At 42.9% G+C, this 14044-nt stretch carries 15 protein-coding genes; 9 read left to right on the top strand and 6 right to left on the bottom strand.

Annotation, left to right across the window (positions count from 1 at the left end; all coding sequences use genetic code 11):
• Window positions 1–85: 85 nt before the first annotated feature.
• The 3 genes from ACGF63_RS04400 to ACGF63_RS04390 form a co-directional block, all read right to left on the bottom strand.
• A complete protein-coding gene (locus ACGF63_RS04400; protein WP_036847396.1) occupies window positions 86–382 on the bottom strand; it encodes a type II toxin-antitoxin system RelE/ParE family toxin in 297 nt (98 codons plus the stop codon).
• Window positions 370–654, bottom strand: a complete 285-nt coding sequence (locus tag ACGF63_RS04395) for a CopG family ribbon-helix-helix protein (RefSeq protein WP_132354843.1) — start codon at window positions 652–654, stop codon at window positions 370–372. Before ACGF63_RS04395 ends, ACGF63_RS04400 begins: the two co-directional genes overlap by 13 nt.
• 99 nt (window positions 655–753) lie before the next feature.
• The gene (locus tag ACGF63_RS04390) at window positions 754–1767 is read right to left on the bottom strand and encodes a HoxN/HupN/NixA family nickel/cobalt transporter (RefSeq protein ID WP_387629052.1); all 1014 of its coding nucleotides are present in this window, start codon (window positions 1765–1767) and stop codon (window positions 754–756) included.
• A 362-nt stretch (window positions 1768–2129) separates the two neighbouring features.
• On the opposite strand from ACGF63_RS04390, the gene ACGF63_RS04385 reads away from it, so the two are divergent.
• The 7 genes from ACGF63_RS04385 (at window position 2130) to ACGF63_RS04355 (ending at window position 7699) form a co-directional block, all read left to right on the top strand.
• Window positions 2130–2432, top strand: a complete 303-nt coding sequence (locus ACGF63_RS04385) for an urease subunit gamma (protein ID WP_011146425.1) — start codon at window positions 2130–2132, stop codon at window positions 2430–2432.
• 92 nt (window positions 2433–2524) lie between these two features.
• A complete protein-coding gene (locus ACGF63_RS04380) occupies window positions 2525–2914 on the top strand; it encodes an urease subunit beta (protein ID WP_132354845.1) in 390 nt (129 codons plus the stop codon).
• Between the two features lie 84 nt (window positions 2915–2998).
• Complete coding sequence (locus ACGF63_RS04375) at window positions 2999–4714, top strand: urease subunit alpha (protein ID WP_387629049.1); 1716 nt, start codon at window positions 2999–3001, stop codon at window positions 4712–4714.
• A 75-nt stretch (window positions 4715–4789) separates the two neighbouring features.
• Window positions 4790–5386: an urease accessory protein UreE gene (gene ureE / locus ACGF63_RS04370; RefSeq protein WP_387629046.1), complete on the top strand. Its 597-nt coding sequence runs from the start codon at window positions 4790–4792 to the stop codon at window positions 5384–5386.
• The gene (locus ACGF63_RS04365; RefSeq protein ID WP_387629043.1) at window positions 5383–6069 is read left to right on the top strand and encodes an urease accessory protein UreF; all 687 of its coding nucleotides are present in this window, start codon (window positions 5383–5385) and stop codon (window positions 6067–6069) included. Before ureE ends, ACGF63_RS04365 begins: the two co-directional genes overlap by 4 nt.
• Window positions 6070–6101: 32 nt before the next feature.
• The gene (gene ureG, locus ACGF63_RS04360) at window positions 6102–6737 is read left to right on the top strand and encodes an urease accessory protein UreG (RefSeq protein ID WP_036847376.1); all 636 of its coding nucleotides are present in this window, start codon (window positions 6102–6104) and stop codon (window positions 6735–6737) included.
• Complete coding sequence (locus ACGF63_RS04355; protein WP_387629040.1) at window positions 6734–7699, top strand: urease accessory protein UreD; 966 nt, start codon at window positions 6734–6736, stop codon at window positions 7697–7699. The genes ureG and ACGF63_RS04355 overlap by 4 nt, the downstream gene beginning before the upstream one ends.
• Window positions 7700–7776: 77 nt before the next feature.
• On the opposite strand, the gene uspE is transcribed toward ACGF63_RS04355, so the two are convergent.
• The 3 genes from uspE to ACGF63_RS04340 form a co-directional block, all read right to left on the bottom strand.
• Window positions 7777–8721 (bottom strand): universal stress protein UspE, encoded by a 945-nt coding sequence (gene uspE, locus ACGF63_RS04350; RefSeq protein WP_132354850.1) that lies wholly within the window; start codon window positions 8719–8721, stop codon window positions 7777–7779.
• 252 nt (window positions 8722–8973) lie between these two features.
• The gene (locus tag ACGF63_RS04345; protein ID WP_387629036.1) at window positions 8974–9696 is read right to left on the bottom strand and encodes a DUF4158 domain-containing protein; all 723 of its coding nucleotides are present in this window, start codon (window positions 9694–9696) and stop codon (window positions 8974–8976) included.
• Between the two features lie 160 nt (window positions 9697–9856).
• Complete coding sequence (locus ACGF63_RS04340; RefSeq protein WP_387629033.1) at window positions 9857–10843, bottom strand: GlxA family transcriptional regulator; 987 nt, start codon at window positions 10841–10843, stop codon at window positions 9857–9859.
• 121 nt (window positions 10844–10964) lie between these two features.
• Here ACGF63_RS04340 and ACGF63_RS04335 point away from each other — a divergent pair, with 121 nt between their 5' ends.
• Both ACGF63_RS04335 and ACGF63_RS04330 read left to right on the top strand, forming a co-directional pair.
• Window positions 10965–12869 (top strand): beta-ketoacyl synthase, encoded by a 1905-nt coding sequence (locus tag ACGF63_RS04335; protein WP_387629031.1) that lies wholly within the window; start codon window positions 10965–10967, stop codon window positions 12867–12869.
• A 709-nt stretch (window positions 12870–13578) separates the two neighbouring features.
• Window positions 13579–13725, top strand: coding sequence for a hypothetical protein (locus tag ACGF63_RS04330; protein WP_387629342.1), 147 nt, complete (start codon window positions 13579–13581; stop codon window positions 13723–13725).
• Window positions 13726–14044: the final 319 nt, after the last annotated feature.

The raw sequence follows: 14044 nt of genomic DNA, 5'->3' as shown, positions 1-14044 counted from the left end.
GAGACAGAACAAGTTTGTGTTTGTAGCTCTTTCAGCTCGGTAAACCAGCCTTCCCACTTTTCCGTTAGGTGTTCATGCTTTGGGGTTAATGCTTATAGTCGGTTTCGCGCTGATGGCGGATAGCCAAAACGTAACGTGTATTACTTCCGGGAGACTCTCTGTATAGCAATACATATCCTGTGCCACCAAAAGGGATGACTAACTCAAAAAGTGGATAAACTTCTGTTGGTCGTCCGACTAATACGTTAGATTTCAGCGCCCGGATGTGCTTACTAATGACACTAGATGCTGATTTTGCAGCAATTGCATCACGTTGACGCAAAAAATCAACAAGGCGTTTTATGTCCCTTACAACTGCTGAAGTGACGACTACAGATGGCATTCGGGTAAATCCTTATCTTCTCCGCGTGCAATAGCGTCCAACCAGTCAGAAAGTTCATCGCCAGTCAAATGTAAGCCGGTAGCTTCGTATTCTAACCAGGCATTTTCAGCATCACGTAAAAATTTTTGTCTGGTCTCCAGAGCATCAATTTCGTTTTCAATTGAACGTACCATGAGTGAATGGGCAGAAATGCCTTGCACGTCAGCCAAAGATTTGATGCGTGATTTTAACCCTTCATCTAAGCGAAGGGTTATTGTTTGTTTTTTCTGCATAGTCTTCCTCATGATGATATCACTAGTAACACAAATGATATCATTGAGTAGTAAGAATGACAATATGTAGCGTTAATTGCAGAAAACAGACTGTTTTTACTACTTAATTTCCAATGTGTGGTATCCCTGCCAGCGATAATTCATCACTGATAATGTCCAGAACAGAATAAAAATCCCGACAACCCAAAAACCAACATTGCCCATATTGTCGTTTAATGCCCCGATGGTGTTCCAGAAAGCACCATGCAGATCCCACTGATCAGCGATAAGGCCGAGTGCTTCCAGCCCACCGATGAACAGCGCCACGGCGACAGAGGCGGCGGTAATGGTCATGTTGTAGTAGAGTTTGCGTGTTGGTTGGGAAAAAGCCCAGCCATAGGCCCCCACCATCACAAAATTATCCAGTGAATCGATTAGCGCCATGCTACTGGCAAATAGCGCCGGGAATACCATCAGCGACCATAAAGGCAGTCCACTAAGAGAGCCGGCGGCAGATATACTCAACAGCCCAACTTCGGTCGCGGTATCGAAACCCAATCCAAACAGGAAACCGACCAGATACATATGCCAGCTTTTGCTGACCAGCCGGAAGACCGAGTGAAACAGGCGGGTCATTACTCCTCCCGGCGTTGTTTCCAGCACAGTTAAATCACTGTTTGCCAACTCTTTTCCACGTTTGATCTCCTGAAACTTCTGATAAACACTTTTCAGTATCAGCAAATTAATTAACGCTATCGCCAACAGAAAGCAGGCAGAAACGAGAGTGCCAATAATGCCGCCATAGTCATGAACCCAGCCCATTTGATCTTTAAAAGCCATTGAAGTCAGGACAATAGCGAGGCAGGCCAGAATGACAATGGTAGAGTGTCCCAGAGAAAAGAAAGCGCCGACGGCAATAGGTGATTTACCCTGTTGCATCAGTTTACGGGTGACGTTATCAATTGCTGCGATATGATCGGCGTCGACCGCATGGCGTAGCCCATAACCGTATGCCAGCAGAGCCGCCCCCATCATGACCGCATGATGGCGGAAAGCGATAAATGCCCAAATCCAGGCAAGTACGTTGGCGGCAATCAGAACAACAAGAAGAGAAAGTGCGTGTTTTTTATTCATATAAGAAACCTGTCAATGTTAAACCCGTTTGCGGATGATTTCTGAAAGACAAAAACGGTAAGCAGCCTCTGTACGCAATAATGTACGGTCTTTTGCTAAATCATAATACTAATTAACTTGTAATATTAACTTAGATAAACTTAAATAAAAGGTAAGAGGACTAACCTGTTGTAAGGGGAGTTACTTAATTGACATATTATAATTCTGGTGTCAAAACTTTTTTACCAAAGGATATATTTTCCAATATTTAAATTGGTAAAAGAGCAAATTTTGAATAAAGTCTGTTGGGAAAAGCGTATTAAGTTATAGCTTATTGACATGACAGTGCGACCGTATGGAATAACCAATTATTAGGGGGTTTTATGCAATTAACGCCAAGGGAAATTGAGAAACTCATGGTATATACACTGGCTGATGTCGCATTAAAGCGTAAGTCCCGCGGCTTAAAACTCAATTACCCTGAAGCCGTTGCTATTATTACCGCGGCTGCGCTGGAAGGGGCCAGAGAGGGGAAAACGCTGGAAGAAGTCATGGATGATTCAAGGCACGTTCTGACTAAAGAAGATGTGATGGATGGTGTAGCTGATCTCATTCCACATGTGCAGGTTGAAGCCATATTTACGGATGGCAGTCGTTTGGTGACTGTGCATGATCCCATCCAATAATTGCTGAAACAAATTATAAATAGCAGGAAAAGTTATCTGGGCAAAATATTAATTTATAGTCTTGGTTCACGTATTAGCGTGGAGATTTTCCGATGAAAGAAAATAATAAAGAAGATATTACTCCGTTGGGGGGATATATTCTTGCTGAAGGTCCGATATCTTTTAATGAAGATTGTCCGGCTATTCAATTAAGGGTTCGCAATTCAGGTGATCGCCCTATCCAGGTGGGATCTCATTTCCATTTTTTTGAGGTGAACAAAGCTCTGCAATTTGATCGTGCGGCTGCGTTTGGCAAACGACTCAATATCACGTCAACAACCGCAATCCGTTTTGAACCCGGTGATGAAATTGAGGTGTCATTAATCCCTGTGGGTGGGAAACAAAACGTTTATGGATTTAATAACTTAGTCGATGGTTGGGCGGGTAAAAGCCGGGTTGCCGCTGAGGAGTACGTAGAAAAGACATGGCTGCACGCCGGGTAATAAAACTAGGGTTATAAAACCATCCAATAAATTCAAGGTAAAGTTAACGAACGTCGGAAAACTATTCGAACAAAGGAATAAACTATGCCAACCATTTCCCGGCAGGAATATGTCGGTCTTTTTGGTCCGACTATCGGAGATAAGATTCGCCTGGCTGATACCAATCTGTTTATTGAAATTGAGAAAGATCTGCGCGGTTATGGTGATGAATCGGTCTATGGCGGAGGTAAATCGCTGCGCGATGGCATGGGTGCCGATAACCGTATGACCAGTGAAAATGTATTGGATTTGGTGATCACCAACGTCACGATTTTGGATGCACGTCAAGGCGTCATTAAAGCCGATGTCGGCATAAAAGAGGGGCGCATCGTCGGGATAGGTAAAAGTGGTAACCCCAGTATGATGAATGGCATTACACCTGGCATGGTGGTTGGTGTCAGTACTGATGCGATATCCGGTGAGCATCTTATCCTCACGGCTGCCGGCATTGATACCCATATTCATTTTATCTCTCCCCAACAGGCTGAACATGCGTTGTCCAATGGTGTGACGACTTTTTTTGGCGGTGGTGTTGGCCCCACTGACGGAACTAACGGCACAACGGTTACCGCCGGTCCGTGGCATATCCATCGTATGTTGCGTGCTTTTGAAGGCTTACCGGTTAACGTCGGTATTTTGGGAAAAGGCCATGCTGCGGTGGCTATGCCGCTGGTAGAACAGATTAAAGCGGGTGTTGCCGGGCTGAAAGTGCATGAAGACTGGGGGGCAACCAATTCTGCATTGCGTCATGCCTTACGTGTAGCGGATGAAATGGATATTCAGGTAGCGGTCCATACCGACAGTTTGAATGAAGGTGGTTATGTTGAAGATACCATCGACGCTTTTGAAGGCCGTACCATTCATACTTTTCATACCGAAGGGGCTGGTGGCGGACATGCGCCGGATATCATCAAAGTTGCCAGCCAGATGAACGTGTTACCCAGTTCAACTAATCCCACGCTGCCTTATGGTATTAATAGCCAAGCGGAACTGTTTGATATGATTATGGTTTGCCATAACCTTAATCCCAAAGTACCGGCTGATGTTGCATTTTCGGAAAGCCGTGTACGCCCGGAGACCATTGCCGCGGAAAATGTTTTGCACGATATGGGAGTGCTGTCGATGTTTTCCAGTGACTCCCAGGCTATGGGGCGGGTAGGCGAAAACTGGTTGCGGGTGATGCAAACGGCCCATGCCATGAAAGCGGCGCGCGGCAAGTTGCCGGAAGACACGGCGCATAACGATAATTTCCGTGTCTTGCGTTATGTTGCCAAAATTACGATTAACCCGGCAATTGCACAGGGGATAAGCCACGTTCTGGGTTCAGTTGAAGTAGGAAAAATGGCCGATCTTGTATTGTGGGAACCCCGTTTCTTTGGTGCAAAACCTAAACTGGTCATCAAAGGCGGTATGATTAACTGGGCGGTGATGGGTGATCCGAATGCTTCATTGCCGACACCACAGCCGACATTTTATCGTCCGATGTTTGGCGCGTTGGGCAAAACCCTTCAGGAAACCTGTGTGACTTTTGTCTCCCAGGCAGCGATGGAACAAGGGGTAAAAGAGAGACTGGGTTTGGAGCGCCAGGTTATGGCGGTGCGCAACTGCCGGGCTATCTCCAAGAAAGATATGGTGCGTAATGCTGAAACGCCAACCATTGAAGTGGATGCCGAAACCTTTGCCGTCAAGGTGAATGGTGAATATGCCACGGTAAAACCCGTCAGGACAGTAGCGCTCAATCAGCGTTATTTCTTTAGTTGATATATTTTTTGCTGTCCGGCCAGAGAATATTTTTCTGGTCGGATTAACCGATCCACGTACTTAGAGGATTATCTTATGATTGTTATTGAACAGATTCTTGGTAATGCCAAAAAAGATGTTTCCTGGCGAGATCGCTTGCAAGGCATCTCGCCGGATATCTTAGTACTTTCGCAATGGGAAGCGCAAAAAAGCCGTTGCCGCAAATCCACGCTTAACGGGTTGGATTTGGGGATTTCTCTTGACCGCAATCAGGTATTGTCGGACGGCGATATTTTGTTGTGGGATGAAGTTAAAGGGCTGGCCGTTATTGTCCAGATGAGCCTGCGTGATGTAATGGTTATTCATTTGAAGTCATTATTGTCGTTGGATTCAGAGACAGTAATGAAAACCAGTTTTGAACTTGGTCATGCTTTAGGCAACCAGCATTGGAAGTCAGTGATTAAAAATAATCAGATCTATATTCCGCTGACAGTATCAACCAAGGTGATGGATTCGGTAATGAAAACGCATGGTTTTCATGCGTTGCCTTATTCCTTTGTCAAGGGTGAAGAGATCTTGCTTTACCTTAACAACGCCGAGGCACGCTTATTATTTGGCGGTGCAGAGGATTCCGCGACACATGTTCATGTTGATAACACGTTTCTGAACCAGCATGTGATCAAATTAAAATGAATGCACTCCGCTTAATCAGAATCATGCAGTTTGCTGATTCCGTGTTGCCTGTTGGCGCGTTTTCTTTTTCAAACGGTCTGGAATCCGCTATTCAGAGTAAAATCGTGCATGACGTGGCAACGTTAAGCGATTTTACCCGGACGGCGTTGTTACAGGCGGTTAGCGGTGATGGACGGGCAGTGGTTGCGGCTTGTCAGGCATTGAATAGTGGACAGCGTGACACCGCCATCTCCCATGATTGGGCAGTATTTAACCGCAAATTAAATGAAGAAAGTCGCACTATGGTGACGCGGATGGGGAAAAAGTTAGCGGAAATGGCGGTTGAGGTAACCGGTGAGTCGTTGATTGCATGGTGGCTGGCGCAAATAAAGAGCGATATTGCCGCAGGGACTTATCCGATTACCCTGGCAGTCGTCATGAGTGCATTAGGGGCGGCTCCACGTGAAATCATTGTTATGCATCAATATGGTGTCGCGATGACGATACTCAGTGCAGCCATACGTCTGATGCGCATCACCCACATTGAAATTCAGCGTATCTTGTTCTCACTGAATCAGGATATTGAACGGTTTTGTGATGAAGCGGAAAAGGGCGGAATTGAGCAGATGACATCTTATGCACCTGTGACCGATGTATTGGCTGTATTGCACGTCGGTGCGTTTACCCGGTTGTTCAGTAATTAACAACCATGTCTTAATCGAGAGAGGAAATTTCTGTGAAAAAAATTACCCGAATTGGTATTGGCGGCCCGGTAGGTTCAGGTAAGACGGCGGTTATTGAAGTGATCACGCCTATTTTGATTCAGCGCGGAATAAAACCCCTGATTATCACCAATGACATTGTTACCACTGAGGATGCTAAACAGGTCAAACGGACACTGAAAGGTATTTTGGATGAGGAGAAGATACTCGGGGTGGAAACCGGCGCTTGTCCGCACACAGCAGTGCGCGAAGATCCCAGTATGAATATTTCCGCGGTCGAGGAAATGGAGGCTCGTTTTCCTGACACGGATGTTGTGTTAATTGAAAGTGGTGGGGATAACCTGACACTCACGTTTAGCCCGGCATTGGCGGACTTTTATATTTATGTGATTGATGTGGCTGACGGGGAAAAAATTCCGCGCAAGAACGGGCCTGGACTGGTACAGGCGGATATTCTGGTGATCAATAAAATCGATTTGGCGCCTTATGTCGGCGCTAGCTTGGCGGTGATGGAGAGTGACACCCAAGTCGTGCGTGGTCAGCGTCCTTATATCCTCACCAACTGCAAGACGGGTGAAGGTGTTGAAACGCTGGTAAATATGATCATGCGAGATTTCTTATTTACTCACTCGTTACAGGCGACACAATGACCTCGACCTGCTCGCAGAGCATCATTGGTGAAGCACATAAACGGGTTAGCGAGCTTGGTATCAACGCGCCGGAACTTGCCCTGTTTCAGGATGAACCTCCCCAGATGGCAAGCGGTGATATCGGTAAAAGCGGCTATCTGCGATTGGGGTTTGCCCGGCGTGGTGGCCGCAGTATTCTGGCCCGCATGGAACGCCGGGTTCCTTATTTGGTGCAACGGGCGCTGTATTGGGATGAAGCACTGCCGCAGATGCCGTGTGTATTTATGATCTCCACGTCGGGATGTCTATTGCAGGGGGACAGGCTGGCGCTTGACATTCATGTTGCTCAAGATGCGTTTGGCCATGTCACCACCCAATCAGCGACGAAGATTCATTCAATGGTGAATAACTATGCGGCGCAGGTACAAACTATTCAGATAGAGCAGGGAGGCTATTTGGAAATGATGCCCGATCCGGTTATACCTCATAGTGGTTCCCGGTTTATTACTGATACCCAGATAACCATTCATCCAACTGCCACGTTAATTTATTCCGAGATAATCATGTCTGGTCGCAAATACCATCCCGCCGATCAGGGGTTTAAATTTGATGTTTACTCATCACGGATTACGGCAATGGATTTCGAAGACAAAATATTATTTGCTGAACGTTATGTATTGGAGCCCAAAAAACAACCGTTGAACAGTGTTGGGGTGATGGGGCCATTTCATGTGTTTGGTAACGTGATCTTACTGACACCTTCGGTTCACCATGATCATATTCTGGCACGCATCACGCCTCAATACGATGCAGAAACCGGCATAGCCAGCGGTGCTAGCCGCTTACCTAATCAATGCGGCCTAATCTTCAAAGTATTGGGAAAAGAAACGCATCAAGTTAAAGCGGGTATTCGTCTTTTCTGGCGCATAGCACGCGAGGAGATCCTTGGCGTTACATTGCCTGAACCGTTTATCTGGCGTTAAAACTCTTGTCAATAAACCCGGGACATAAAATCTGCTCCGGGTTTAACACCAAATGGATACTTATCATTTTGTTACTGTTACTCTTTAGCCGCTTTGACCGGACATACAAAACCATCAGGTTTGATAGCCAGCAGGTCACATTTTAGATGGTCGATCACATGTTCTGCGGTGTTTCCCAGAAAAGCAGCAGACAACCCTGTTCTGCCCAAAATACCAAAAACGACAATACCTGCGTTCATCTCATCACACATTTCAGGAATAACATTCCCCGGTAACCCTTCATGGATATGAGTGTATTTCTCATCAATGCAGAATTTCTGGCGAAGCTCTTTCATTGAAATCAGATGTTGACCACGCAGCGCATGGTTATAAATGCTTGGGTCGAAATCCGGTAGTTCAATAGCAATATTCAGTGGTGCGACAGGATAAGCGCTGACCAAATGAATTTCGGGATCTGGCATTATCTGGTGTGCCAGTTCTTGGGTTTCCCTGACCAGTTTTAGGTTCAGTTCATGATGGTACGATTCTTCATTAGACAAATTAACCGCAACGAGAACAGAACCCTGATCTGGCCATATCTGATCTTTTACCATCCATACCGGACATGGGCATTTGCGTAGTAACTGCCAGTCAAGCGGGGTGAAAATCAAGGACCCCAACTTGTCATGCTTATGTGTCATCTTCAGAAGCAAATCGTGTTCACCCGTAATGACCTCTTGGATAATGGCTTCATAAGGCCGATTGTGCCATATCACTTTTATTTCAATATCAATCCCGGCTTTCAGATAGTAGTGCGCTTGCTGTTTAAGCCAGGCAGTGCGCTGGCTGGTAACACCTTTACGCATAGCACTGGCTTCTTCAGGGGAGAGTAAGGTTGTCATTTCATAGGAGAGATCATAAATAGGTAAAAAAGCTTTAATCCGGCCACCGCTACGTTGCACGATATAAACTGCACGTCTTAATGCCGGCTGATCGTCCTGACTTGGATCAATTGCAACTAAAAGGTTTTGATAGTTTGCCATACATAGTACCCTCACAGAGGCTAGACAAAATACGCTTCAATACTAAAGATAAACCAATATAGGCAAACCGGACAGGTCAGAGGAGGAGCAAATCGACAAATTAAATTGACTACACTCCTCCCTGGAAGGAAGAAAATGCTATGTAGAGTTGAGATGTGGCGCGGTAACTGTGGTCTGGCATATTCTGTTCCTGCAAGCGCGTTTTTGCTCAACAGATATTTCAGGCCTTTATCGCAGGAAACAACAATGTGATCATATAAAGTCGGTCGAGCTTGGCTTCGAGCAGAAGTGGAAACGGTATCCAAATAAATGGAGTAATGCAAAGTTCACCCGATTAATGCTGTGCATATCACCGGAAATATAAGCTATTTCAACGTCGGACTGATTATCTAATTGGCTTCGAATCGTCGGTTCGATTTTGGCATAAAAATTATTATTTAATCTCTGTTGTTCTTGGCGAAGTGCGCAAGAAACAATGTTCTGCATTGTTGAGTAAGCTGGACGTAATAGATTGTTATTTAAACAGTAATCTAATAGCTCTTGAAGGATAAATTTAGGTAAAGCGTGGCGTTTGACTAGTGATTTGGTTTCTTTCTCTAATTGACTAATAATCACGTTATTTATGTCAATTACGCCATATTTGTTTATCACAAAACGTCGATTGTTATAGTGATATTTTCTCGCTATTTGCTTTTTAGGGAAAGTTTCATCAGGAAAATAACGTTTTAAGATAAAAAGGACATCAGACTTTCTTTTTTGGAAACTAAATTGGAAAAAGTAATTGGTCGATTTATAGTATCCTAATTGAAGTATGTAATTAATTTTCTGAGATATATTTTTTATTGAATTAAGGTATTTTCTGTCTTCAGCGTCTAACTCAAACAAAAATTCTCTTTCTTCGTCATTAATATCAGGGATTTCATAAAGGGAATGAATTTCTTCATCGGTAAGAATGGATAAACGCGGAGACGCCATCTGAGAGTTCCATATCAGTGAAAATTAGACTTAAAAACTGACGGAAAACAAGTGATTTCCGTCAGGCTGAAAATCGCTTAGCGGGTGTTATTGCAGAAATGACCACGGAACCCCTAATTCTGTCACATTACTAATAAAAATCATGGTAATGATGCTCTAATTAAAGTGTAAAGAGCTTCTTTCGGACCATTTGTCGATATTCTGTCGGGCTTAAATCAAAATGTTGCTTGAACACTTTACTAAGGTAAGCCTGGCTCTCATATCCGGCTGCTACAGATATTTCATGTACAGTTAAATTAGTCTTGGCAAGAAGATCTTTTGCCATATTTAAACTTATCCCTTGTATATATTTTTTAGTAGATAATCCTGTAGAGCTTTTGAATCGTCGGGTCAATGTCCGTGGTGAAATAGAAAAGTAAGCGGCTAATCTATTAAGATTCATGTTTTCATTAATGTTATCTTTTAACCAAAATTGAATATCGCTTATTAACTCATCTGGGTGTCGATCTACTGCACCGTCGAGGTACCGTTGTTCTTCGTATGGCCGTCGTATTTCATGAGAAAAATTGCGTTGTACATTTTTAGCTGCTTTCCTGCCATAAAGGAGGGAAACTAAATGAACCATAATATCTGCTAGTGCATTGAGGCTAGCTGCACAGTAGATTCTATTTGATTGAGTAATGAAAAATTCTGACTTTAAGTTTACCTTGGGATAGTCTTTTTTAAATTGTTTGGAGTAATGCCAATGAGTCGTTGCAGCAAGGCCATCTAATAGACCTGACTCCGCTAACAAGCATACTCCAGTACCAACAGCAACTATTGTTGCTCCATTTTTCCACTGATTTAATAAATAGCTTAAGATATCCCTACTTTTTTTTATAATAGGTCTTGGGTTTCGCCAAATACTAGGAACAATTATTAAATCTGCGTAGGGGGCAGAATTAGCAGATGAATCTGGCTTAATATTAAAATTTTCATGCAACGAAATATCATAACCCTTGTCTGAGATATAATTGATACTGATGTTATTGCTTTTATTTTCTATCTGTGATGAGGCTAAACCAGCATGAAGCATTTCAATAGGTAAGGTAATGCTGCTAGTCAGGAGATTAGGAAAAATAACAATGTGTACATTTTTTATCTTCATATATTATCAGTTATTGATTGGCCGAAAAATATAAAATATTGGCTTTTTTTTCATAATGAAACATTTTAAATTGAATTAGAATATTCATCAACTAATTATTTTTCATAGGAATTAAAATCATATGCTTGCTTTGCCCGTTATCGTTGGCTCTGGTGGTATAAACGCTGCAGGGAGAACGTCATTTCATCAAGGATTTCGTCGTATTGTTATTGATAAATTAAGCCAAGAAGCGCGCCAAGAGACTTTTTGGGGTCTCGCGACGTTAATGAACTTAGTTTCAATTGGTAAAAATGGCTTTATCGATCACGAAGGTCAACCAATCATGTTGCATGAGATTGAATCCAAGTATGGTGAAGAAATATTGCAAGGGACGTTGATTCGTAAAATAGATAAGTCTCATTTTGATGTAGATGCCACACACTGGCAGAAGAAGATGACATTAAGTGCGAAAAAAGGGGATAGATTGGTTTTTGAAACTGAAAAATCTTCTTTGCCTGCTCCAGTACCTCGAAATTGGGAAGTTACCTCGCTCGAAAATAATCGAGTGGAAGTTACAGTACATGGCGATCTTTGTGTCAAGCATGATGCTTATTTTGACAATAGAATTAAAGCTGCAGGTCAATTACCTAAGGGGTTTGAACTCGAAGAATTATATAAAAGTCGTAGCCACCCTCGAGGATTACAAGCGACTATTTTTGCAGCTACCGATGCTATAAAATCATGTGGGTTAGATTGGGACGAAGTTCTATCTTTGGTAGAGCCAGACAAAATTGGTACTTACTCAGCTTCTTTAACTGGTCAAATGCAAAAGGAAGGGTTTGGTGGGATAATGGGAAATCGTCTCAGAGGTGAGAGAAGTAATAGTAAGAATTTGGCATTAGGGCTAAATTCTATGTCTACAGACTTTATAAATGCTTACGTTATTGGAAGTGTAGGCACAACTTTTTCAACGACTGGTGCATGTGCAACATTTCTTTATAATTTGAAAGCTGCAGTAAACGATATACAAGGAGGGCGTACTCGCGTCGCTATTGTGGGAAGTGCAGACTGTGCAATTACGCCAGAAATTGTCGAGGGCTTTGCGAATATGGGTGCTTTGGCTGACCTTGATAGTCTTAAAAAGTTAGACGGTGTGGATGAAGCAAATATAGATTTAAGTCGAGTGAGCCGGCCATTTGGAAATAATTGCGGCTTTACAATAGGTGAAAGTGCTCAATTTATTGTGCTAATGGACGATGCTTTAGCTATTTCTTTGGGAGCACATATCATGGCTGCTGTCCCTGACGTTTTTGTAAATGCGGACGGGATTAAAAAGTCCATTACTGCCCCAGGTGCGGGTAATTATATTACCATGACTAAGGCTGTATCATTGGCAGCCAACATCACCAGCAAAGATTCTGTTCGAAATCGGAGCTGTATTATTGCACACGGTTCAAGTACACCGCAAAATCGAGTGACTGAATCGCAAGTATTTGACTGTGTAGCAAAAGCGTTTCGTATTTCAAATTGGAAAGTAACTGCTCCAAAAGCTTATCTTGGCCATACTTTAGCAGCGTCAAGCGGTGATCAGCTAGCAGTCGCGCTTGGTATATTTAGCCACAATATAGTTCCTGGTATCTCTACTATAGAAAAAGTCGCCGATGATGTTTATGCAGAGCACCTTGACATTAGAACATCGAACTATCATACCGAGGCAATTGACATAGCATTTGTCAACTCGAAAGGGTTTGGTGGCAATAATGCAACTGCTCCACTTTTGTCTCCAAGCGTGGTGCTTAGCATGATTGCTAAACGTCATGGTATCGAAGCTGTTGAATCTTATTATGATAAAAATCTTAAGATTAAAGCTAACCAAGCTAACTATAGTAAAAAAGTTAACTCGGGTGAGTTTGATTTAATATATAGATTTGGCGAGGATGTGATAAATGAAGAAAATATTAATATAAATGAAGAGGAAATTTATTTGCCAGGCTACGAATTACCTATTGTTTTGTCAAAAAATAACCCTTTTAAAGATATGTGTTAATAAATGATATTTTAACTATGTTTTGTTTTTATAATGTTATTTTATTTGAATTATATCATGTAAATTTATTGCTTGATATATCTAGGTATCTGTTAACAAAATTATTAGGCCAATAATGTTTCAGATTTTGATTAGTTTTATAGAATTTTTTTCCAAATCACTGACTGCAAGTATTGTACTTTCTTTGATTCATAGGCTAAAAGAGGCCAAACTATACCGTAATGAAGAGAGTATAATGTCAAAGTCAAAGCGAAGTTCGTTGACTGTTAATTCTAAAAAGATCAAATGTTATAGCTGGTATTGCATTTGATATGCCGGGACATGGTGAGTCTGAAGGTAATGGGGCGACTATATTAGACGTAAACTTTATTCTAAAGAGCTACAGAATAAAAGCGCTCTGACCGGCATACCATGCGCATCCACGGCCAAATGTATCAATCAGAAGATAAGGCATTGTCACCGGCAGAGAGGTTTTATCGATTAGCTGCATAAAATACAACGAACCCCACATTGACTCAGATTTTCTCTGTTAATGCGACAGAACCCTTAAAATCACAACTGACTCTCATTTACAGTTAATTTTAGTCTGAACCCGATTTCAACGGGATCAGTAGCGCGACTAAAGGTATAGAATAAATTTGTAAGTCATGCTGGTAATTTTAGAACCAAAGGAGAGTACCCTGTACTCTAACGTGAAGGAGATTTGCCAGTGAGTCATGCGATAGAGCTTATCGAGTCCCCAGAGAAAGGTGATCTAATACGTGGTACTGGGGGGTTACGTAAAATCAGAATGGCTATAGGGGGTCGTTTGGCGAAAGGGAAATTAAAGTACGCTAAGCAAAAAGTGTCAGGTTAAACTATACCCATACAATCCAATAGATTGGTTTAAGCGGAAAATTTCGCAGAGTAGCCAGAGACAGTTACCTGTCTCCAGCCCTCTAAGAACCGTGCGTGCGCCTTTCAGCGCACACGGCTCAAGCCTTACTAAGGCCTGATAATGACCCGGTAACCCAACGTGCTTTACTCCTGGATAAATCCCTTCCCTTATGCTCCGCTTCGGGCTATCTGATCCGCGCACGACGCTCAAAGTACTGTCGGTATGTCGGATCATAAGGGGTCGCATTGGCTCTGATCTTGATGTGGCGGATGATCGGGGTACTCGCCATTGAGAACAG

The organism is Photorhabdus sp. RM322S (assembly GCF_042879395.1).
Taxonomy (GTDB): Bacteria; Pseudomonadota; Gammaproteobacteria; order Enterobacterales; family Enterobacteriaceae; genus Photorhabdus; species Photorhabdus khanii.
This window is presented reverse-complemented; position numbering and strand designations above follow the sequence as displayed.

Bases quoted from the DNA above. Each gene is read 5' to 3' on its own strand.
- ACGF63_RS04400 (WP_036847396.1), bottom strand. From the start codon at position 382: ATGCCATCTGTAGTCGTCACTTCAGCAGTTGTAAGGGACATAAAACGC.
- ACGF63_RS04395 (WP_132354843.1), bottom strand. From the start codon at position 654: ATGCAGAAAAAACAAACAATAACCCTTCGCTTAGATGAAGGGTTAAAA.
- ACGF63_RS04390 (WP_387629052.1), bottom strand. From the start codon at position 1,767: ATGAATAAAAAACACGCACTTTCTCTTCTTGTTGTTCTGATTGCCGCC.
- ACGF63_RS04385 (WP_011146425.1), top strand. From the start codon at position 2,130: ATGCAATTAACGCCAAGGGAAATTGAGAAACTCATGGTATATACACTG.
- ACGF63_RS04380 (WP_132354845.1), top strand. From the start codon at position 2,525: ATGAAAGAAAATAATAAAGAAGATATTACTCCGTTGGGGGGATATATT.
- ACGF63_RS04375 (WP_387629049.1), top strand. From the start codon at position 2,999: ATGCCAACCATTTCCCGGCAGGAATATGTCGGTCTTTTTGGTCCGACT.
- ureE (WP_387629046.1), top strand. From the start codon at position 4,790: ATGATTGTTATTGAACAGATTCTTGGTAATGCCAAAAAAGATGTTTCC.
- ACGF63_RS04365 (WP_387629043.1), top strand. From the start codon at position 5,383: ATGAATGCACTCCGCTTAATCAGAATCATGCAGTTTGCTGATTCCGTG.
- ACGF63_RS04355 (WP_387629040.1), top strand. From the start codon at position 6,734: ATGACCTCGACCTGCTCGCAGAGCATCATTGGTGAAGCACATAAACGG.
- uspE (WP_132354850.1), bottom strand. From the start codon at position 8,721: ATGGCAAACTATCAAAACCTTTTAGTTGCAATTGATCCAAGTCAGGAC.
- ACGF63_RS04345 (WP_387629036.1), bottom strand. From the start codon at position 9,696: ATGGCGTCTCCGCGTTTATCCATTCTTACCGATGAAGAAATTCATTCC.
- ACGF63_RS04340 (WP_387629033.1), bottom strand. From the start codon at position 10,843: ATGAAGATAAAAAATGTACACATTGTTATTTTTCCTAATCTCCTGACT.
- ACGF63_RS04335 (WP_387629031.1), top strand. From the start codon at position 10,965: ATGCTTGCTTTGCCCGTTATCGTTGGCTCTGGTGGTATAAACGCTGCA.